Here is a 19,685-nt window from a genome sequence, read left to right as displayed (position 1 = left end):
CTGGAACACCGCAACCGGCACCCTCGCCCACACCCCCGAAAAGCACATCCGCAGCGTGCTCTCGGTGGCCTGGAGCCCCAACGGCACCCACCTCGCCATCACGCACGACAACGGCACCGTAGATATCTGGAACCCGGCAGCCGGCACCCTCGTCCGCACCCTCGAAGACCGCACCGGAAGGGTGTGCTCGGTGGCCTGGAGCCCCGACGGCACCCGCCTCGCCACCGGGGGATACGACGTCACACACATCTGGAACACCGCAACCGGCACCCTCGCCCACACCCTCGAAGGCCACAGCGGCTGGATCTACTCCGTGGCCTGGAGCCCCGACGGCACCCACCTCGCCACCGGCAGTGACGACGGCACCGTACGCATCTGGAACCCCACGACCGGAGACCTCGTCCACATACTCGAAGACGTCACCGACTGGGTCCGGGCGGTGGCCTGGAGCCCGGACGGCACCCACCTCGCCACCGCGGGAAACGACCGGGGAGTACGCATCTGGGACTCCGCGACCTACTCGCTCCTCGGCACACTTCTTCCGCTGCCCGACGGGTCCGCCGCCTTCGGGCCGGACGGTATGACCTACAAGTTCACGGGCTCCCCGTCCGGGCGGTTCTGGTGGACGATCGGCCTGTGCACCTTCGCCCCCGGTGAGCTCGATCCGTACATTCCCGAGATCCGCCGTGTCCCCTACGATTCCCCCCTGAGCGCGCTGATCTCATCCCCTTCAGGGCAGGAAGAGGCATGACCACTCCCGAATCCCCCCTCCCGTCCGGTCAGGCTCCCGAGGTGACCGCTCCTCCCCCGGCCCCCGTTCCCACCCCCTCTTCCCCCCGGCCGGAGAATCCCGCGGGAGAGGTGTCCGTCCGGGTGCACCGGGCCAAGGAGACCGATCTCGGGGTACGGACGTTCCCGCTGGTCACCGCGGAGGAGTGGCGGGCACCCGAGCAAGTGCTGCGGCGGATGTACCTCGACATGGAGGAGCGGGCGATCGAGGCCCACGGCTGGTACATGCGCGACCGGATCCGCAAGAAGACCGTCTCCCGGAGGCTGCGGGGCACGGCGATCGTGCTGGCGGCGGCCGGGGGGTTGCAGCCGCTGGCGAGTGCGGCCGCCTCCTGGGGCGGCATGGGGTGGGGATACGTGCTGCTGGCCTCGGCCGGGGTGTGCGTGGCCTTCGACCACTTCCTCGGGCTCTCGTCGGGCTGGATGCGGGACATGCTGTCGGCGCACGCGATCCGGCAGCGGCTGCACGAGTTCCAGCTCGACTGGGCCGGTCTCGGCGTCCGTGACGCGTCGGCCGGGCAGGAGACGCCGGTTCAGGAGTATCTCGACCTGGTCCGCGCGTTCGTCACCGACCTGTCGGAGATCGTGAACAACGAGACCGCCGAGTGGGCGACCGAGTTCAGGGAGGGATTGAGCCAGTTCAGCCTGCCTTCGGGAGCCAAGTGAGCCGGGCCGGGGCTGGGAACGGGGTGAGCCGCCCGCGAAAAGGCGCTCTCGGGGACGGCGGGGACGGCGGTCGCCGGGGCGGGGCCGTACGGCAGGTCAGGGCAGCGCGTCGATCTCGGCGATGATCCGCCGCTTGCCCGCCGGATCCAGGCAGGAGGCGTTGACGGCGTTGCGGGCCAGTTCCGCCAGGTCCTCCCGGCCAAGGCCGAAGACCTCGGCGGCGACGCGGTACTCCCGGCTCAGGGTGGTGGCGAACATGGGCGGGTCGTCGCTGTTGAGGGTGACGTACAGGCCTTCCTTCAGCAGGCGCGGCAGGGGGTGGTCCTCGATCGCGGCGACCTGGCCGGTGCACACGTTGGAGGTGGGGCAGACCTCCAGGGGGATCCGGGTCTCGCGGAGATGGGCGACGAGGCGAGGGTCGTCCAGGCAGGCGATGCCGTGACCGATCCGCTCGGCGCCGAGGGCGTCGACGACCTCCCAGACGGTCTCGGGACCGGTCATCTCCCCGGCGTGCGGGAGGCTGCGCAGCCCGGCGGCGGTCGCGGCGCGGAAGGCGTCCCTGAAGACGTCGCGATGCTTCGGGCGCTCCTGCTCGATCCCGGCGAGCCCGAAACCTACCAAAGCACGGGGAGGTTCTTCGAGGGCGTGCTCCAGGGTCACCCGGGCGGCCTCGGCACCGTACTCGCCGGGGATGTCGAAGATGTAGCCGACCTGGACGCCGTGCTCGTCGAGGGAGCGCCGGGCGGCCAGGTCGAGCGCCTCGGTGACGGCCCGCATGGGCATGCCCACGACGTGGTGGGCGTAGGGGGTGACCGTCAGCTCGACGTAGCGCCCGTTCTGCGCGGCGAGGTCCCGGGCCAGCCCGGTCACCAGGGTGGCGACGTCCTCGGGCTCCCGGACCAGGGCGTTGACCGCCCGGTAGACCTCGGCGAAGTGCGGGAAGTCGCGGAAGCGGTAGAAGTCCCGCAGTTCCTCCTCCGCGGTGGGCACGGGACCGCCGGGATGACGGCGGGCGAGTTCCAGCACCGTGGGGACGGAGGCGGAGCCGATCAGGTGGACGTGGAGCTCGACCTTGGGCAGCGCGTCGATGAAGGCGTCGATCGTCATGCGGCGACCTTACGCACGCCGTATCGGGGCACGACAGGTTTGCCCGGTTAATCTCACACAGAAATGTCAGTTTAGTCGGACAGCACTCCGGAGCGGGCAAACCGCCTGGGGAATCCTTGAACCGGCATCGCTTATGAACGGCATTCCACCGCGATATTTCCTCCCCTTTGCCGGGCAACTGTCGCATAGTGGGGTCAAGCACCTCGACACCCCTCACGGAGGCCTCTCGTGTTCGAGCGCTTCACCGACCGCGCCCGCCGCGTTGTGGTCCTGGCCCAGGAAGAGGCACGGCGGCTCAGTCACACCTCCATCGGCACCGAGCACATCCTGCTCGGCCTGATCGACGAGGAGGACGGCGTCGCGGGCCGCGCCCTGCGGAGTCTGGGCATCGACGGCGAGCGGGTGCGCGCCGACGTCGAGGAGATCATCGGCGAGGGCGACGGGGCGCCGATCGGCCACATCCCGTTCACCCCGCGCGCCAAGAAGGTGCTGGAGCTGTCCCTGCGTGAGGCGCTGAGCCTGCACCACAGCTACATCGGCACCGAGCACATCCTGCTCGGCCTGATCCGGGAGGGCGAGGGCGTGGCCGCCCAGGTGCTCGTCAAACAGGGGGCGCGGCTGGAGATCGTACGGGCCCAGGTGCTCGCGCTGCTCGGGCGGCGCGGCCCCGAGCACTCCATCTCGGTGTTCGAGGAGGGAATGAACATCGGCCCCTCGAACACCGCGAGGCTGGATCGCATCCAGGAGACCCTGGAGCGGATCGAGCGACGGCTGGACGCCCTGGGAGCGCCGCCCGACCCCGGACCGCCCACCCCTGACTCCTAGCGGCCCCGGCTCCCCCGGCGCCCGGGTGCGAAAAGGCCGGACGGCCGGATCAGTGCGGGGACGCCGCCGCCACCGCGCCCACGGCCAGCCTGGCCTCGACCACGCCGGGGTCCTCGCTCTGGCTCAGCGTGGCGCCCAGCGAGCCCAGCAGCCTGCGCATGCGCACGTTGTCGGCCAGCAGCCCTGCCCTGACCTCGGCGAACCCCAGATCGCGGGCCTCGGTGACGATCATCCTGGCCAGCGCGGCGCCCAGCCCCAAGCCCTGCCAGCGGTCCTCGACCAGGAGGGCCATCTCGGCGATGCCCGGATCGGGGGTGAACATCAGGCTGGCCATGGCGATGACCTGCCCGTCGTGCCCGGCGACCAGCGACAGGCCCCGGCTGCGATCGCAGAGCCGGTCGAAGGCGCGGGGCGGCAGCGTGGGCATCGCGGTGAAGTAGCGGAAGCGTCGGGACTCGGGCGAGCAGCGGTCGTGCAGGTCGCGGACGGCCTCGCGGTAGAGCCGGGTGAGCGGCCGGATCCGGGACTCGGTGCCGTCGGACAGCCTGACGACCCGCTCGCCGCCGGTCGGCCGGGGAGTGGGCTGGGCCAGCCGTACGAAGGAGGCGGCCCTGGCGGCCTCGGTCAGGGTGAAGGGCAGATCCGCCCGGCGCAACCGGATGGAGCGGCGCGGGGCGACCGGTACGGTCAGCAGCGTCGGGTCCGGGAGATCGCTCATGTCAGAACCGTAGACCCAGCGGGCGTCGTCGGCTCGCAGCAACTCTCCCAGCAGTTCGGGAAGCCGCCAGGGCATCGCGCGCAGCCGGGAGGCGAGCAGGAGGGCTCGGGTCGGTTCGTCGGTCAGCTCGTGGGCGGTGGCGGCGACGACCTGGACCCGGCGGCCGCCCGCCGCCTCCAGCGCCTCGCGTACGGCCTCCGGCCCGGCGGGGATGTCGGCGACGAACTCGTCGACGGTGCCGTCCGTGTTGGACTGGACGCTCAGGCCCAGGATGTTGCCGCCCTTTTCGGCGAGCGCGGCGGCCAGTGAGGCCAGCCGTCCCGGCCGCTCGTCAACCGTAGTACGAATCCTCAGAAACCCCATCGAACCCTCCCTCTTCGCAGCCCAGCCTGGCGCACCCCTGTTACGAGACTGCTACACGGGAGTGAGGTGGTCGTTACGCTGGAAAAGATCGACCGTAACGCGTTCTCACAACGGTTTCCGCTGGAGAACATGCCTCCTCTGACGGATGGAGCATGATTGGGAGGGCCGCGAGCCGCTCGGCGCGCCCCGCGGCCGGTGCGCCGCCGCGCACGTGGACCATCGACCGGCGACGGCCGGACGGCCGCACGGTCACGGGGGTGACGTCGCCGAACCCGGCGAGCCGTACGCCGCGCGACCCGATTCCGCGTGGGCACGGAACATGCCTCACCGTCCCGGGCCGGCCGTAAGGTGCGAGGCTGGGAGGTGGAGCCGGTCGCCGGCTCCACCACCGGACGCCGAGCCGCGGCCGTCACCGCACACCGAGGAGAGCCATGATCCACCCGTCCGACACCCCCTCCGACGCATCGGTGGAGGTCAGGTGAGCGACATCCTGTTCCGGGGCGGCCGGGCGTTCCTGGCCGCGGACGCCTTCGCCGAGGCGGTGCTGGTCCGCGACGGCCGGATCGCCGCCGTCGGCTCGGAGACCGAGGTCGTACGGCGGGCCGCCCCCGGCCACGAGACCGTGGACCTCGGCGGCGGCCTGCTGATCCCCGGCATCACCGACGCCCACATCCATCCGGTGCAGGCCGGTCTCGAACGGGCCAAGTGCGACCTGTCCGAGGTCTACGGCCTGCCGGAGTACATCGAGCGGATCATCGCCTACGCCGAGTCGCACCCCTCACACGAGTGGATCGACGGCGGAGGCTGGGACATGGCCGCCTTCCCCGGCGGCCTGCCGCACCGCTCGCAGATCGACTTCCTCGACCGGCCGGTCTACCTCATCCAGCGTGACCACCACGCCGCCTGGGTCAACAGCGCCGCCCTGAGACGCGCGGGCATCACCCGCGACACCCCCGACCCGGCGGACGGCCGGATCGAGCGCGACCCCGACGGCACGCCGAGCGGCGTGCTGCACGAGGGCGCGATGGACCTGGTCGGCCTGCTCACCCCGCGCCCCACCGCCCGGGACCTGACCGAGGCGCTGCTCGACGCCCAGAACCACCTGTTCTCCCTGGGCGTCACCGGCTGGCAGGACGCCATCGTCGGGTCGTACGCGGGCTCGGACGACCAGCTGCCCACCTACGTCTCCGCGGCCGCGTCGGGAAGGCTGCGGGCCCGGGTCGTGGGCGCGCTGTGGTGGGACCGCGCGCGCGGCGCCGAGCAGATCCCCGAGCTGGTGGAGCGCCGCGAGTCGGCCGAGGGGCTGGAGCGCTTCCGCGCCACCTCGGTGAAGATCATGCAGGACGGCATCGCCGAGAACTTCACCGCCGCGGTGATCGAGCCCTACTGCCGTTGCGGCGGCACCGGCCTGTCCTACGTGGACCCGGCGCTGCTGAAGGGGTACGTCGCCGAGCTGGACCGGCACGGCTTCCAGGTGCACTTCCACGCGATCGGCGAGCGCGCGGTCCGCGAGGCGCTCGACAGCTTCGAGGGAACCGACCGGGCCAACCGGCATCACGTCGCGCACCTGCAGATCATCGAGCCGTCGGATGTGCCGCGCTTCGCCGAGCTCGGGGTGACCGCGAACCTGCAGCCGCTGTGGGCCACCCACCACGCCCAGATGGACGAGCTGACGATCCCGTTCCTGGGCGAGGAGCGATCCGGCTGGCAGTACCCGTTCGCCGACCTGCTGCGGGCGGGCACCCGCTTCTGCGCGGGCAGCGACTGGCCCGTCTCCAACGCCGACCCGATCCAGGGCATGCACGTGGCGGTCAACCGCACCGAACCGGGAAGCTCGGTCCACGCGGACTATCCGACGGCCCAGACCCCGTTCCTGCCCGGCCAGAGCCTGGACCTCGCCACCGCGCTGACCGCCTACACGGCCGGCTCGGCCTGGATCAACAACGACGACGAGGCCGGGACCGTCACCCCCGGCAACCGCGCCGACCTGGTCGTCCTCGACCGCGACCCGTTCACCGAACCCGCCGCCGACATCTGGCGGACCCAGGTCGCGATGACCTTCGTCGGCGGCGAGGAGGTCTACCACCGCTGACCGTCCCGGGAGCGGACACCCGCCAGGCCCCGGCGCCGGGGCGTGCCGACGCCGGACCGTGCGGGGGGGCGCCCGTCCGTCGGGTCCCGGGGCGCGGGCGCGGCCGTCCGGAACCGGCGCCGGCCCCGCGGCTTCCGGCCGGATCACAGGCCGGTACCCGCGGGTCTCCGCACGGTGGCGCGGACCGCTGGACTAGATGTATTTACCCGCAGGGTTGTTGACGCGACTGATGGGTGGCTGCCCGTCGAGTGCGGTATGGCACCGGTGGTAGTTGTAGGTGTGGAGAAAGTCCGCCAGGGCTTCGGTACGCTCGGCGTTGCTGGAGTACGGGCGTACGTATGCCCATTCGTCGAGCAGGGTGCGGTTTAGGCGCTCCACCTTGCCGTTCGCCTGCGGACGGTATGGCCGGGTGCGTTTGTGGATGATGTCGGCCGCGCTCAGAGTCCGGCCGAACAGCCCGGACCGATAGCAGGAGCCGTTGTCCGTGAGAACACGCTCGATGGTGATGCCATGAGCCGTGAAGAAGGCGTTCGCGCGCCGCCAGAATGCGGCGGTGGTCTCCTTGCGTTCGTCGGTGAGGACCTCGCTGTAGGCGAGCCGGGAATGATCATCGATGGCGGAGTGGATGAAGCTGTAGCCGATCACGGGACCGCCGCCCTTGCGCACACCGGTGGTGGCCTGCCGGTTGGCGAGGGCTTGCTGCCGGGACATGATCCGGTGGCCGCTCTCGGCGCAGCGCGCAGATCTGGGCTTCGGTATCGGTCGGGGTGCGGTGCGGGGTGGTCCGGGGCCGACTCGTGCGGTCGTACAGCCCCGCGTCGCCTTCGGCTCGCCAGCGCCGGACCCACTTGTGGGCGGTGGTGCGGGAGATGCCCATTTCGTCGGCGACGTGGGCGACGGGCCTGCCGGCGCGAACCCGGCCGACCAGGAGCCGTCTGCCGTGGATGGTGAGCCGGGCATTGGGATGGGACAAAGAGACCTCTGTTGTGTGACTGCTGTGACGAAGCTGCCGGGCTTGGCGACGGCGGCAGGCACTTCCGCCCTCGACGTCTTCAGCCCTGGTGTGTGGTGGGGCAGGTGACCATGGTGGGTGGCGCGGGTGTTCTCGCTCCCTTCGCCAGTGGGTGTGGGTAAGCCTTCCTCAGCGGGACTTCGATGACGACGAGCGCGGCGAGGGGGTGCTCACGGCAGGCGTAGTGCTCTCAGGACGGTGTCGTGGGAGTGGTGTGTGCCGGTGGGGGCCGGGGCGGTGCGGGGGCGGGTCTCGTTGATCAGGATGTTCCAGGTGGGGTCGAGGAGTTGGGCGATGTCGTCGGGTTGGTAGTAGTCGGAGGGGTCGAAGCCCTCCTCCTGGTGCAGGGCCAGGTCCGCGAGGGCGTGGGTGGCAAAGAGCAGCGTGCCGCCGGGGGCGACAGCGTCCAGAAGGCCGCGCAGCGCGGTGTGGCCCGGCTGACGCTTGAGCGGGAAGTAGTGGACGGACACCAGGTCGAAGGCGCCTGCCGGGGGTGGCGTGGTGAGGATGTCGGCCCGTGCCCACACCACGCGGTCCTGGACGTCCGTGGCAGCGGTGGCGGCGCGCCGCAGGGCGACCTCGGAGATGTCGACCGCGGTGACCTGCCAGTCGCGGCGTGCCAGCCAGAGGGTGTCGGCGCCTTCACCGCATCCGACGTCGAGCGCTCGGCCCGGTGGCAGGTCGATGGTTTCGGCGACGAGCACGCCGTTGGGGTTGCCGCTGAATACCTGGTCGTGGCTGCGGTACATCTCGTCCCAGCGTCGGACGTCCATGGCGCTCAGTCCTCTCCTTGGTTCCTTGGTGACGGTCGGTGTGGGGTGCGCTCAGGTTGCTGTCGTCGGCGTGGGTTTACTGTCTGTCGATCCCAACTGGCGTCCTGGCCGGACGATGAGGCCGCACGCGAGGGCAGCGAGGACGAACACCGCCACGGTCACCCAGAAGGCGACGATGTTGCCGTGTACGGATGCCTGCGCGGCGGCATCAGGGGGCTGGGGGTGGTTGGCGAGGTAGCTCGACGTGGCGCTGACGGCGATGGTGTTGAGCAGGGCGGTACCGATGGCGGCTCCGATCTGCTGTCCGGCGTTGACCATGGCGGAGGCGGCGCCGGCGTCGGTGGGGTCCACCCGGTCGGTGGCGAGGTTCATCGCGGGTCCGAAGATCAGGCCGAAGCCGGCGCCGGTGATCAGCAGTCCTGGCAGGATGCCGCTGGCGTATCCGCTGTGCACGGTGAGCCCGGTGAATAGCGAGGTTCCCAGCGCGGTGAGGAGGAACCCGCCGATGACGACGGAACGCGGTCCGGTGCGGGGCAGCAGGACGCTGCCGGTCACGATCGCCATGACCACCAGCGACAGGACCATGGGCAGGAACGCCACGCCGGTCATCAGCGGTGTGAAGGCGAGCACTTGCTGCAGGTGGTAGGCAAGGAACAGGAAGACGCCGAACATGCCGATGCCAGCGATCGCGACCATCAGATAGGCAGCGCCCCGGTTCCGGTCGAGCACGACCCGCATCGGCAGCAGGGGCTGGGCGACCCGGGTCTCGGTCCACACGAACAGTCCCAGGAGCAGCACGCCCGCGGCGAGCGCACCCAGGGGCACCGGGCTCGTCCACCCATCGCGCTCCGCCGCGGAGCATCCGTAGACCAGGGCAAAGACACCGAGCATGGAAGTGATCATGCCGGGTATGTCCAGGCGCGGGCGGGTTGATTCGGGGCTCTGTGCGGGCACCAGGGCCGAGGCCGCCGCGAGGACCACGGCACCGACCACCACGTTGACCAGCAGGCACCAGTGCCAGTCCAGGTACTCGGTCAGCGCCCCGCCGAGCAGCAGCCCGATGGCACTGCCGCTGCTGGAGACCGCGCCGAAGATCCCGAATGCCTTGCCGCGCCTCGTCTGGTCGGTGAAGGTCGTGGTCATGAGCGACAGCGTCGCCGGTGCCAGCAGGGCGCCGAAGAAACCTTGGAGGGCACGCGCGATGACCAGCATGACGAAGCCGTTCGCAAGGCCGCCCAGGACGGAGGCGAGGGTGAACCCGGCCGTCGCCAGGATCAGCATGCGCTTACGGCCGAGTATGTCGCTCAACCGGCCTCCGGCCAGGAGCGTGCCGCCGAAGACGAGGGCGTAGGCGGTGACCACCCACTGCCGGTCCGCGGTGCTGAAGCCAAGATCTGCCTGCACCGAGGGCAGGGCGACGTTCATCACGGTGGAGTCGAGCACCAGCAGGAGCTGGGCCAGGCTCAGCACGGCAAGGATCCACCAGTGACGGGATCCGGATGGACGTGCACTGTCCGCCCGGGTGGTGCGGTCAGCCGCGGTTGGTTCACTCATAACCGTCCTGCCTAGCTGGTCATTGATGCCGGGATGCGGCGGCCGGCGCCCGCAACGGGATCTGCTCGCCGGAGTGCAGGCGGACCCCGCTCAGCCGGTCCTCGGTGACCTCCAGACTGGTCACTTGACCGCTGGCCACCGTGATCCTGCGTGCGGCCAACTGCTCGGCCTCCTCGGCGGTGGGACGTGGGGCGGTGTGCAGCAGCAGGGTCAGCCGGTGGCTCCACTGGCGAAACAGCAGGGCCTGGTGCACCCCAGCGGGCTTGTGGCCAGGACACCGATCGGCTGGTCGCGGATCTCCCACCCGTGGCAGTAGGGGCAGTGCACCACGTCACGTCCCCAACGTGCCGCAAGCCCTGGCACGTCGGGTAGTTCGTCGGTGACTCCCGCAGTGGCCAGCAGCCGCCGTGCCCGCATCCTGCGACCGGTGTCGAGCTTGATCGCGAACCCGTTGCCGTCGCGTGCCGTGGACAGGGCCTGCCCCGCCTGCACGTCACCGCCGTAGCCAGCCACCTCGCGGCGTCCCGCCTCCAGCAGGTCACCGGGCGGAACCCCATCACGGGAAATGAGGCCATGCATATGCGCCGCCGGTGTGTTCCGGGGCCGACCGTTGTCGATCACCAGCACCGACCTTCGGGCCCGTCCGAGCATGAGCGCCGCGCTCAAGCCGGCCGGGCCTCCGCCGACCACCACTACGTCGTACTGATCACGGTTGTTGACCTGCGGATTTCGAGTCATCGTGACCACCTCCGACGCCAGGGTGCGCCCACATCAGCAATCGGGCAAAGTTCTTTGCAGAAAATGCAAAACACAGCCACAGTGAACGTATGAGTGATGACTTCGATGTGGTGCTGGCTGCGGTCGGGCCCCGGCTGCGCGCGTTGCGCCGTCGCCGCGGCGTCACCCTGACCGCTCTGTCGGAGACCACCGGGATTCCGATCAGCACGCTGTCCCGACTGGAGTCCGGGCACCGCAAACCGGGCCTGGAACTCCTACTGCCTCTGGCCAGGGCCTACCAGGTGCCGGTGGATGAGTTGATCGGCGCTCCTGCCGACCTCGATCCCCGGGTGTATCCTCAGCCGTTCACCCGGAACGGCATGACCGTCGTTCCGCTGACGCGTAAACCCGGTGGACTGCAGGCGTTCAAGCACATCCTGCCCGCCGGCCTGACCGACGGCCGCGAACCCGACCCCCGTTCACACGAGGGTTACCACTGGCTTTACGTCCTGCGCGGTCGCCTACGCGTCGTACTCGGCGACCAGGACTTCATCCTCACCGAGGGCGAAGTCGCCGAATTCGACACCCACCTTCCGCACTGGTTCGGTAACGCGGACGAACGCCCCGTGGAGTTCCTCAGCATCCTCGGCCCCCAGGGCGAACGCGTCCACATCAGAGCCAGTTACCGCCCCGATGATCTCCATCACCTCTGAACTCCAAAGGCGCTACGACCTACGGCGAGCCCACCGTTCACCCAGGCGGGCGCTCGCCTGCGGGATGTCAACAACGTTCGTGGTCAATACAACTAGATTGCAACGAAAGGGACAGCCTTAGACATCGGGGTAGGAACCGGGAATTCACCGCCGCGTCTGTCGGGGGAACCATGAATTTCGCGATAAGTGTGCTCTTCCGCGCCATCCCGCTGGTGATCGGGGCCGTCTGCCTCGCCTTCGGCCTCTACATCGACAGCGGCGGCACGGACGCCGACCATTTCGTCGCGGGCCATGTGAACATCGCGCTGACCGCGATCTGTTACGCGCTTTTCACGACCGCCGCGACGATCATCCGCCAGTTGGTTCACCGGTACAACCTGTTCTGGCGGATCGCCCTGCCGCTGTCGGGATACGTCGTCGCCCTGGCGACCATCGGCTGGGGAGTGTTCCTCGTGCTTCGGGGAGACGCCTCCAAGTTCGTCGTCGCCGGCCACGTGGTGCTCGGCGTCGGTCTCATCGCCGTGTGCGTGAGCACGGTCGCGACGGCCTCCACCGCCTTCGCCCTCATCCCGGTCAACGCCGCGAGGAGCCCGCAGGACGGTCCGCCGGAGGAGGCCTACCTGCGAGAGGTGGGCATGGTGCTGGTGGCCATCCCGATCGTCTGCGCCGTCGCGGGATTCGTCCTCGCCCTCGTCCTCATGGCCCGCGGGGGGAGCGCCGACTACGTCGCCGGACACGTCCTGTTCGGGCTGGCGGCGATCTGCGCCAGCCTGGTCGCGCTGGTGGCGAGCATCGTCCGCCAGGTCCGCAACGCCTTCGGCCAGGCCGAGCGGTACCGGTGGAGCTGGCTGGTGGTCCTCATGGGGACGATCAACCTCGTGCTGGGACTGTACGACCTGCTGAGCTCCGACCGGCCCTACCGCATCGCCCCCGGCTACATCCTGATCGGCCTGTCGCTGGTCTGCTTCAGCATCCTGTCCAAGGCGCTCCTGCTGGCCCTGGTGTGGCGCCGTTCCTTCCCGCTGGCCAACCGCATCCCCATCCTGCCGGTGGCCACCGCCCTGATCTGCCTGTTCCTCTCCGCCTTCCTGTTCGAGGCGGCCGTCACCGACACCCAGTTCTTCATCCCGGCGCGCGTGATGGTGGGCCTGGGCGCGGTGTGCTTCACCCTGTTCTCCATCGTCTCGATCCTGGAGGCCGGAACGTCCGGCTGAACACCTCCGCATCCTCCACCGGACGGTGTTCGCGGGCGCCGGTACGGCGAGCACAGGCAGGAGCGCGCCCGGCGCCGTCGAACGCACGCCACCCGCCGAACCCTCCCCGCCACCACATCGGGGAGCCCGCCCACCAGCCGGAGGCGGGACCGCTCCTCAGGAGGCGAGCTCGCCGTCGAGGTAGGCGCGGAACTCCCTGACCTGGATGGTCGTGCCGTACGGCTCAAGCCTGGCGGAGAACTTCCTGAGGCGTTCGACCGAGCGGGCGGAGGTCAGCGACCTGGCCATGGGGATCGCGGCCCGCGCCGCGTCGACGGCCTGCTCCACCTCACCCATGCCGAGATAGGCCTCGGCGGCGTTCACCCGGTTGAGCTGGGCCGATCGAGGCCGCTTCGTCGTGAACTCACGCACCGCCGACTCCGCGCAGTCGGCGGCCCGCCGGTGATCGCCCAGCAGCTTCCAGCACATGCCCATCTCCGCGGTCAGTTCCGGAGCGTCGTACCAGGCGATCCAGGCCGGATCGCGATCAGTGGCGCCCTGGGCGTATGTCCGCTCGGCCTCGGCAAGCAGCCGTTCGACCCGCTTGGCGCTGTGCGCGTCACCGGTCTCGGCAGGCCTCGCCTGCAGAGCCGTCGCCCACGCCTCCATGACCAGCAGCAGCGACATGGCGCGGGGCGGCGCCTGCACCTGACGGGCGGTTTCCACGGCTGCGCGGGCGAGCCACACCGCCTGGGCGGGCTGCTCCAGGTGAATCGCCTGATCCGTCATGCTCGTCATCACCCAGGCACCCGTCAGCGGGTCGTTCCCGGTCTTCGCCAGGGTGAGCGCCTGTCCGAAGTAGTGCTGGGCCTGACCGTGACGGTCCAGATCGAAGGCCGTCCAGCCCGCCAGCTGAGCCATCCCGGCCGCCGCCGTCATCAGTTCGGCCCCGACCCTGTCGTCGTACCGTCCGCGCAGCAGCGGGGCCACGGCGGTGTTGAGGTAGTCGACCACGGCCGGGCGCACCAGCCCGGCGCCGAACTGGTGGTCCATCTGCCCGAATGCCTGTCGCGCCTCGACGATCCGCCGGACGTCGGAGAGCCCGACGGCCGCACCTGCCCCCTGGTAGGCCGCCGATGCCGGTGAGGCGCCGTAGCTCCACGCCGACAGCCAGCTGCCGAAGGCCGCGGGCACGAACGGCAGCGCGGCCAGCAGGTGGCGCCGGTCCGGATCCACGTCACACCTCCACAGTCGCTCGGCTGTCTTGACCGTAGCCGCGAGCGACAGGTCGCTGAAGTCCGGAAGCAGCCAGGCTTGGGTGTCGACGGGGGCTCTCCCCTCTACCCATCGCTCGACCTCGGCCGGGTCGACCCCGAACACCTCGGCCATCCGCGCCCGGTAGACCGGGCGGATCTCCTGCCGCCCCCGCTCCCACCGGCTCCACGTCGTCGGCGACACCCACAGCGTCTCCGCCATGGCGTCCTGGCTCAGCCCCATCCGCTTGCGGGCGCGCACCAGCTCAGGCCGTCCCTCGCCACGCACCGTGTCATCCATGACCACCTCCGTCACACATCACTTCCGGGTGATAACCGATTGTCACCGGACGTGCCGCGCGACTCCACCCGCCGGGGGAAACGACAGGGAAACGACCACCCGGCGCGATGATCCACCCGGCGACCGGCGCGGGCCGTCCGCACCCGGCACCCCTCGGCGAACGGCGACGCCCGCCTCCGGACCTCGCCGCCCCCGTCCGGTCGCGTCTGCTGTCGAGCACAGTCACCGACAGCGATGGAGAGAGCACATGCCGCCACCCTCATACGGCCCCGGGAACCCGTTCGGCGTCCGGACGGAGCGCCTGGACGACTCCGCCCGCGGGACGGGCGCCCCGGGGAAGAGGCGGGACGACGTCCACATGCTGGTCAGGGTCCTGCGGCCCGGTTCGGTCTCCCGCCGTGCCCGCGCCGTCGTGCGCGAGGTGCTCCAGGCCGAGGGGATCTCCGGGGAGGAGATCGCCGACGCCGAGACCGTCGTGGCCGAGCTCGCCGCCAACTGCGAGTGGCACGCCCGCCCGCCGTACGAGATCCGCGTCCTCAGCCTGTGCGGCGTCCCCACCTGGTGCGAGCTGGTCGACGGCGACCCCGACCTGGGCTGGATTCCCGCCATGCTGGACCTGCCGCGCGCCCATCCCCCGCTGGACCTGCTCGCCGAGGGCGGCCGGGGTCTGACGCTGGTCCGCGAGCTGTCCCAGGGGCACTGCCGGGCCTACCCGACGACGACCTTCACCACGGACACCCCCGCCAAGGCCGTGGCATTCGCCCTCCCCACCCGCTCGGGCACCCGCCTGACCTGCCCACCCCTGCCGCACCTCGGCCGCCGCCCGGCTCGCGTCCGCTTGGAGCCGTGAGGCCACGGGCACGCCACGCGCACCTCACAGCGGACACCGGTGCCCCTGGCGTCTTCCAGGTCGGGGCACCGGTGGCACGGTACGTCCCGGAACCGGCGGTCACACCTCCGGACCGGTGGGCGGCTCAGGCGCAGGCCGGTTCGCCAGGTTTCGCGGGGACGTTGACGGCGGCCCAGGCGGCCTTGACGGCGTTCACCTCCGTGCACCTGCCCGGGTAGAGGGTCAGGGCGGCCTGGACGGTGCTCAGGCGCGCCTTGGCGTAGTTCCAGGGGGCGGTCTTGAGCTGGATGCCGTTGTAGAAGATCTCCCCCGCCTTGCGGATGCCGATGCCGGTCAGCGTCGAGGGCCCGGAGCAGACGGGGCTGGCGGGCTTGCCGGACGGGTTGGTGCCCTCGGCGAGCAGGTAGAACCAGTGGTTCTGCGGGCCGGTGTCCCGGGTGTAGGGGGTGTAGCAGTTCTGGTCGCCCAGCTGGGCGGGGTCGTACAGGTTGCGGATCGGCCCGTTGCCCAGCAGGTCGACCTCCTCGCCGATCAGGTAGTCCGGCTCGTCGAGCGCGGCCGGGTGGTTGACGTAGTGTTCGAGCAGCGTGGCGAAGATGTCGCCCGACGACTCGTTCAGCCCCTGGTGCTCCTGGCCGTCCCCGCCCGAGGAGCCGCTCCAGCCCGAGCCGGACTCCAGGAAGACCCGGTGACCGTACTCGTGCCCGACCATGTCCAGTGAGGTGACCCACTTCGTGCCCGCCTGGTTGCGGCCCAGGGCGACCCACCCGCTCAGGTAGGAGCCGACCACGTCCGGCATGAGGCGCGCCGGCGGGCTGTGGCCCTGCCCGTCGGTGCCGCTGCGCCCGAACCAGTCGCGCAGCATGTCCCACTGCTTCTGGGCGCCGAACACCGCGTCGACGCAGGCGGTCTCCTCACTGGCGGGCGTCCCGTCGCCCCAGTCGTCGCCCATCTTGGACTTGGTGATGCCGAGCGGGCCGACGTCGCAGCGCACGCTGGGGCGTGTCGGGTCGCTCATGACGAAGTAGTTGGGGCCGCCCGCGGTCTGGATGGTCACCGGGTCGCCGTTGTAGTAGCTGTGGCCGAGACCGTAGCGGACCAGGTCCTCGGACTCGAACACGGTCCCGTCGAGCGCGTCGACGAAGACGCGCCGGTCCTTGGGCGCCAGGTCGGTGCCGGCGCCGACGGTCACCTCCCAGGCCAGCCGGGGCCGCTCGGTCGTGGCGTGGACCAGCAGGCGGGGTGTGCCCACCTCGCGCACGGCCGCGAGCCCGGCTCTGGCGGCGGCCGCCGCCGCCCCGGCGCCGACGCGGGGGACGGTGGCGACGTTCAGTACGGCCCGCTGGCCGGTGGTCACGGTGTGGACCACGGCCCCGCTGCCGTCGGTGACCACGATCACGTCGCCGCCGTACACCGGCAGCCCGCGGTGGGTGCGCCGGTACAGCAGGTACCGCAGGCCGCGCGGGCCCGCCGTCACCACGGGCCGCTCGAAGGCGTCCCAGGGGCCCTTCCGCAGCTCTCCGGCCCGTGCGGCGAGTGCCCTGTCCGCGGCATCGGTCCGGGAAACGACGGCGGTCCGGGATGCGGTGCCGGCCCGCGAAGCCGTGGTGGTCCGGGACGGAGGCGCGGCTCCCGTCCCCGGGTCGGCGGCGGCCGTACCGCCCGACAGCGCCGGTGCGCCCACCGCCATCATCGCCGTCACGGCGAAGACTCCCAGCCTGGTCCTCGGGGTCGTCATCGGTGACTCCTTCTCCGTCGAGAGCGGCGGCCGTACCGGGCCGGACGTGACACCGGAAATGAACGGAAACAATCCAATGGATTTCCAGAAGCGCGCCACACGATCGTTTCAACTGGAAAATACAAACCCGGAGATCGGAAATCAATCCATCGGTCATTTTCGGTCAAAACGCGCAGCCGATAAATACGCGGCCACCCGGAAAGAAGACGTCACCGCAGCTCAGAGCAGATGTTTCCGGCGGGGAAAGCGGCTCACCGAAACCGCCGTCGGCCGCACGGCGCCGGTACGGCGGGCGAACGCCGCGAGAGCGTGAAAAGGCCGGGGCCGGACGTCGGTCCGGCCCCGGCTGACGGTGACGCGGGGGCGGCGGGCCGGCAGGAGCCCGCCGCCCCCGGGTCAGTACTGGACCTTGACCGAGGCTCCGGAGAAGGTCTGGGCGGCGTACAGACTGATGAAGTGGTAGCCGGCCCGGGGGTTGGCGATGGTCAGGGTCTCGGCGTTGCCGGAACCGGTCGAGCGCCGGGTGTGGTTCGAGGTGGTGGCCCAGGTGCTGTCGCTGTAGTAGAGGTCGGCGTTCCCGGTGCCGCCCGACGAGGTGATGGTCAGCGTCTTGGTGCCCGCGGGCACGTTGAGGTAGAGGTAGGCGTAACCGCCGGAGGTCGCCGACAGGTTGCTCCGCCGGCAGTTCCTGTCGAGCTGCCGGGTGTCGGCCCCCGTGCACTCGGGGGTGGACGAGCCCCCTGTCGACACCGTGACCTGCTGCGTGCTCGTCGCGGTCGCGCCCGCGTCGTCGGTGACGGTCAGCTTCACCGGGTAGGTCCCGTCGGCGCCGTAGGTGTGGGAGGGGTTGGCCGAGGTCGAGGACGTGCCGTCGCCGAAGCTCCACTGGCGGGACGCGATCGTCCCGTCGGGGTCGGTGGAGGTGTCGGTGAAGGTCACGGCGAGACCGTTGGCGGTGAAGGTGAAGGCGGCGGCGGGCGCCTGGTTGCCGCCGCCTCCGCCCGCGCAGGACCCCGACGCGCAGGCCGCCAGCCACGTCGACCAGTCGCCGTCGTAGCGGCTGCCGACCGTACCGGTCAGGAAGGTGCGGGCCGCGTTCCAGTTACCGGTCCGGTAGTGGCCGAGGACGGTGGTGACGTCGGCGGGGTGCTTTTCGAACATGTACCGGACGGCCAGGTAGCCCCAGCGGTAGATGCGGGTGGTGTCGTGGGAGTAGGTGGTGTTCCACAGCGTGCTGAGCGCGTAGGTGCGCTTGGCCGCCTCGGTGATGGCCGCGTCGTAGACGACCTTGCGGTAGGAGTAGGAGACGTACTCGGCGAAGCCCTCGATCCACCAGATGGTCGGGGTGGTGATTCCGGCGTTGAAGTCGCCGTACATGTCGTACCGGCCGTCGAGGTAGTGGGTGTACTCGTGGTTGAGGTTCCAGATCTCGAACGCGGGCCGTACCCACTCGGCCTCGTAGGCGATGAACCTCGGCTGGTTGCCCGCCGCGGCCGGGTCGCCCTCCAGGTACATGCCGCCGTTGTTGGTGTCGATGCCGAACATCGCGCCGGCGTAGGTCTGGTAGTCGGTGCTGGAGTCGAAGACGCAGACCTCGATGGTGGTGTTGTTGTCGCCGGAGACCGGCCGGTCACCGTCCTTGACGAGGTTGTGGAAGTAGGCGTCCTGGCTGGTCAGGCTCCGGCAGCTGTCGGCCAGCTGGGTCGCCGTCATCTCCTGGGCGCGGATCTTGATGCTGGAGCCGCAGGTGTAGTTGACCGTCAGGACGCTGGCGGCGAGGCGCTGCTGGAGGTCACAGGTGTCGTAGTAGGAGCAGTTGGCCTTGTCGTAGGAGTCGGTCATCTCGGCCACGCCGACCCACAGCGGAGCGGTCGTGCCGGTGATGCCGCTGCGGGTGAGCAGGTTCCTGGCCAGCGGCCGTACCCGGGTCAGCAGTGCGGAGTGCTGGAGGAACCGGGCGAGTTCCCGGCCCGCGTTCGAGGTCAGGTAACCACGGTCGGTGCCGAGCAGGCCGAGATGGTTCACCGCGAAGGAGTTGAGGGTGTCGAGCACGCTCGGGTCGGCCTGGACCGCGCTGACGAACGCCGGGACCTGGTGGCCGCGGAAGAGCACCGTGTAGACGTTGTTGACCGCGTTGAGCATCCACCAGGAGGCGTCGTAGGAGCTGTTGTAGCTCGTGAGCATCCGCTTGACAACGCCGAGGTAGCGGTCGTTCTCCTCGGCGCTGTCGATCAGGGTGATCGCCTCGGCGAGGACCTCGCCGTTGGCGTCGCTCACCGTGAAGGCACGGGAGCCGGCGAAGAAGGCGTCCAGACCGCTCTGGATCGCGGTCTTCAGCGTGCTGCCGTAGGTGCCGACGGTGGCCGGGTCGTACCAGTGCACGTAGTAGCCCGCGCGCAAGTACAGCACCAGCTGGGCGGTGCCCGTGGTGTTGTCGCCCGGATAGGAGCCGGCGTTGTCGCGCAGCGCGTAGGCGACCGTGGCCATCTGGGACTCGCGGAAGGCGTAGTAGGCGTCGCTCCCGCTCAGGCTGAACAGGGTGTTGACGCAGTCGGTGGTCGAGGCCTTGATCTGCTGGACGAGCGCGCTTCCCGAGCGGCTGGTGAAGTCGCCTGCGGCACACGCCGCCGCCGCTGATCTCGCCGAGGGACTTTCGGTCCGCATGGAGGGCTTCGGATGCTTCGTCGCGGTGGCGGGCTCGTCGTAGTCGTGGCGCAGCGCGTCCTTGGACGCCGAGGCCGGGGGACGGTCCTTGGCCGCCAGCGGGGACCTCTGGACGTGCCGCGCCTCGTCGGCGGCGGAGTACGCCTTGACCGGCGGGGGTTTCGGAGCGGCGTGCGCCGGGGTGGCCACCAGGCTCTGGAGGGCGAGCCCCAGGCCGAGGGCGAGTGCGAGCAGCGCCGACAGGCGGCTGCGCGGCTCGCGCCGGGATGGTGTGATCGTCACGTACAACCTCCGGGGGGAATCCATGGGACGGACATGAGGTTGGGTCGCTGGAACGGCCTGGGCCGATCGGAGTGG

Annotated in this window: 16 protein-coding genes and 2 pseudogenes; 8 read left to right on the top strand and 10 right to left on the bottom strand. The window is 70.3% G+C overall.

Annotation, left to right across the window (positions count from 1 at the left end; all coding sequences use genetic code 11):
- The coding region (locus tag AB0N02_RS20725) for a WD40 repeat domain-containing protein (RefSeq protein WP_363948779.1) at positions 1–751 on the top strand (751 nt) is incomplete at its 5' end.
- Positions 748–1,455, top strand: a complete 708-nt coding sequence (locus AB0N02_RS20720) for an SLATT domain-containing protein (protein ID WP_363948777.1) — start codon at positions 748–750, stop codon at positions 1,453–1,455. The genes AB0N02_RS20725 and AB0N02_RS20720, both read left to right, overlap by 4 nt.
- A 96-nt stretch (positions 1,456–1,551) precedes the next feature.
- On the opposite strand, the gene add is transcribed toward AB0N02_RS20720, so the two are convergent.
- On the bottom strand, positions 1,552–2,562 hold the full coding sequence (gene add, locus AB0N02_RS20715; RefSeq protein ID WP_363948775.1) for an adenosine deaminase: 1,011 nt from the start codon (positions 2,560–2,562) through the stop codon (positions 1,552–1,554).
- Positions 2,563–2,790: 228 nt separating this feature from the next.
- Between add and AB0N02_RS20710 the strand changes: the two are divergent.
- Positions 2,791–3,228, top strand: a pseudogene (locus AB0N02_RS20710) (Clp protease N-terminal domain-containing protein); the annotation flags it as partial.
- Positions 3,229–3,436: 208 nt separating this feature from the next.
- Here AB0N02_RS20710 and AB0N02_RS20705 read toward each other — a convergent pair.
- A complete protein-coding gene (locus AB0N02_RS20705) occupies positions 3,437–4,468 on the bottom strand; it encodes a GNAT family N-acetyltransferase (protein ID WP_363948773.1) in 1,032 nt (343 codons plus the stop codon).
- Between the two features lie 478 nt (positions 4,469–4,946).
- Between AB0N02_RS20705 and AB0N02_RS20700 the strand changes: the two genes are divergently transcribed.
- A complete protein-coding gene (locus AB0N02_RS20700; RefSeq protein ID WP_363948771.1) occupies positions 4,947–6,560 on the top strand; it encodes an amidohydrolase in 1,614 nt (537 codons plus the stop codon).
- 192 nt (positions 6,561–6,752) lie between these two features.
- On the opposite strand, the pseudogene AB0N02_RS20695 reads toward AB0N02_RS20700, so the two are convergent.
- The 5 genes and pseudogenes from AB0N02_RS20695 to AB0N02_RS20675 all read right to left on the bottom strand — a co-directional run bounded on the left by AB0N02_RS20695 (position 6,753) and on the right by AB0N02_RS20675 (position 10,637).
- Positions 6,753–7,533 (bottom strand): annotated as a pseudogene (locus tag AB0N02_RS20695) (IS481 family transposase).
- Positions 7,534–7,742: 209 nt separating this feature from the next.
- Entirely contained in the window at positions 7,743–8,345 is a 603-nt protein-coding gene (locus AB0N02_RS20690; RefSeq protein WP_363948769.1) for a class I SAM-dependent methyltransferase, read from the bottom strand.
- Between the two features lie 51 nt (positions 8,346–8,396).
- Positions 8,397–9,815 carry an MFS transporter gene (locus AB0N02_RS20685; RefSeq protein WP_363948766.1) on the bottom strand — a complete coding sequence of 473 codons (1,419 nt, stop codon included), beginning with the start codon at positions 9,813–9,815 and terminating at the stop codon, positions 8,397–8,399.
- Between the two features lie 103 nt (positions 9,816–9,918).
- The gene (locus tag AB0N02_RS20680; protein WP_363948764.1) at positions 9,919–10,152 is read right to left on the bottom strand and encodes a hypothetical protein; all 234 of its coding nucleotides are present in this window, start codon (positions 10,150–10,152) and stop codon (positions 9,919–9,921) included.
- Positions 10,110–10,637: an FAD-dependent oxidoreductase gene (locus tag AB0N02_RS20675; RefSeq protein ID WP_363948761.1), complete on the bottom strand. Its 528-nt coding sequence runs from the start codon at positions 10,635–10,637 to the stop codon at positions 10,110–10,112. The genes AB0N02_RS20680 and AB0N02_RS20675 overlap by 43 nt, the downstream gene beginning before the upstream one ends.
- Positions 10,638–10,726: 89 nt before the next feature.
- Between AB0N02_RS20675 and AB0N02_RS20670 the strand changes: the two genes are divergently transcribed.
- Positions 10,727–11,329 carry an XRE family transcriptional regulator gene (locus tag AB0N02_RS20670; protein WP_363948758.1) on the top strand — a complete coding sequence of 201 codons (603 nt, stop codon included), beginning with the start codon at positions 10,727–10,729 and terminating at the stop codon, positions 11,327–11,329.
- Positions 11,330–11,499: 170 nt separating this feature from the next.
- Entirely contained in the window at positions 11,500–12,543 is a 1,044-nt protein-coding gene (locus AB0N02_RS20665) for a DUF2776 family protein (RefSeq protein ID WP_363948756.1), read from the top strand.
- Positions 12,544–12,699: 156 nt separating this feature from the next.
- On the opposite strand, the gene AB0N02_RS20660 is transcribed toward AB0N02_RS20665, so the two are convergent.
- Complete coding sequence (locus AB0N02_RS20660; RefSeq protein WP_363948753.1) at positions 12,700–14,076, bottom strand: helix-turn-helix transcriptional regulator; 1,377 nt, start codon at positions 14,074–14,076, stop codon at positions 12,700–12,702.
- A 247-nt stretch (positions 14,077–14,323) separates the two neighbouring features.
- Between AB0N02_RS20660 and AB0N02_RS20655 the strand changes: the two genes are divergently transcribed.
- Positions 14,324–14,926, top strand: a complete 603-nt coding sequence (locus AB0N02_RS20655) for an ATP-binding protein (RefSeq protein ID WP_363948751.1) — start codon at positions 14,324–14,326, stop codon at positions 14,924–14,926.
- A gap of 124 nt (positions 14,927–15,050) precedes the next feature.
- On the opposite strand, the gene AB0N02_RS20650 is transcribed toward AB0N02_RS20655, so the two are convergent.
- Positions 15,051–16,664 (bottom strand): M4 family metallopeptidase, encoded by a 1,614-nt coding sequence (locus tag AB0N02_RS20650; RefSeq protein WP_363948748.1) that lies wholly within the window; start codon positions 16,662–16,664, stop codon positions 15,051–15,053.
- A 76-nt stretch (positions 16,665–16,740) separates the two neighbouring features.
- Here AB0N02_RS20650 and AB0N02_RS20645 point away from each other — a divergent pair, with 76 nt between their 5' ends.
- The gene (locus AB0N02_RS20645; RefSeq protein WP_363948745.1) at positions 16,741–16,977 is read left to right on the top strand and encodes a hypothetical protein; all 237 of its coding nucleotides are present in this window, start codon (positions 16,741–16,743) and stop codon (positions 16,975–16,977) included.
- Between the two features lie 83 nt (positions 16,978–17,060).
- Here the strand turns inward: AB0N02_RS20645 and AB0N02_RS20640 are convergent, their stop codons facing one another.
- Positions 17,061–19,610 carry a collagenase gene (locus AB0N02_RS20640; RefSeq protein WP_363948742.1) on the bottom strand — a complete coding sequence of 850 codons (2,550 nt, stop codon included), beginning with the start codon at positions 19,608–19,610 and terminating at the stop codon, positions 17,061–17,063.
- Positions 19,611–19,685 lie beyond the last annotated feature (75 nt).

Origin of the sequence: Streptosporangium sp. NPDC051022 (assembly GCF_040683035.1) — a bacterium.
Taxonomy (GTDB): domain Bacteria; phylum Actinomycetota; class Actinomycetes; order Streptosporangiales; family Streptosporangiaceae; genus Streptosporangium.
The sequence above is the reverse complement of the archived record's forward strand: the minus strand, read 5'-3'. Positions and strand labels throughout refer to the sequence as shown.

What these genes read in the sequence shown, in the direction of transcription:
- AB0N02_RS20670 (WP_363948758.1), top strand. Translation starts at nt 10,727, where the DNA reads ATGAGTGATGACTTCGATGTGGTGCTGGCTGCGGTCGGGCCCCGGCTG.
- AB0N02_RS20655 (WP_363948751.1), top strand. Translation starts at nt 14,324, where the DNA reads ATGCCGCCACCCTCATACGGCCCCGGGAACCCGTTCGGCGTCCGGACG.
- AB0N02_RS20720 (WP_363948777.1), top strand. Translation starts at nt 748, where the DNA reads ATGACCACTCCCGAATCCCCCCTCCCGTCCGGTCAGGCTCCCGAGGTG.
- AB0N02_RS20660 (WP_363948753.1), bottom strand. Translation starts at nt 14,076, where the DNA reads ATGGATGACACGGTGCGTGGCGAGGGACGGCCTGAGCTGGTGCGCGCC.
- AB0N02_RS20645 (WP_363948745.1), top strand. Translation starts at nt 16,741, where the DNA reads ATGGATTTCCAGAAGCGCGCCACACGATCGTTTCAACTGGAAAATACA.
- AB0N02_RS20705 (WP_363948773.1), bottom strand. Translation starts at nt 4,468, where the DNA reads ATGGGGTTTCTGAGGATTCGTACTACGGTTGACGAGCGGCCGGGACGG.
- add (WP_363948775.1), bottom strand. Translation starts at nt 2,562, where the DNA reads ATGACGATCGACGCCTTCATCGACGCGCTGCCCAAGGTCGAGCTCCAC.
- AB0N02_RS20665 (WP_363948756.1), top strand. Translation starts at nt 11,500, where the DNA reads ATGAATTTCGCGATAAGTGTGCTCTTCCGCGCCATCCCGCTGGTGATC.
- AB0N02_RS20650 (WP_363948748.1), bottom strand. Translation starts at nt 16,664, where the DNA reads ATGACGACCCCGAGGACCAGGCTGGGAGTCTTCGCCGTGACGGCGATG.
- AB0N02_RS20675 (WP_363948761.1), bottom strand. Translation starts at nt 10,637, where the DNA reads ATGACTCGAAATCCGCAGGTCAACAACCGTGATCAGTACGACGTAGTG.
- AB0N02_RS20690 (WP_363948769.1), bottom strand. Translation starts at nt 8,345, where the DNA reads ATGGACGTCCGACGCTGGGACGAGATGTACCGCAGCCACGACCAGGTA.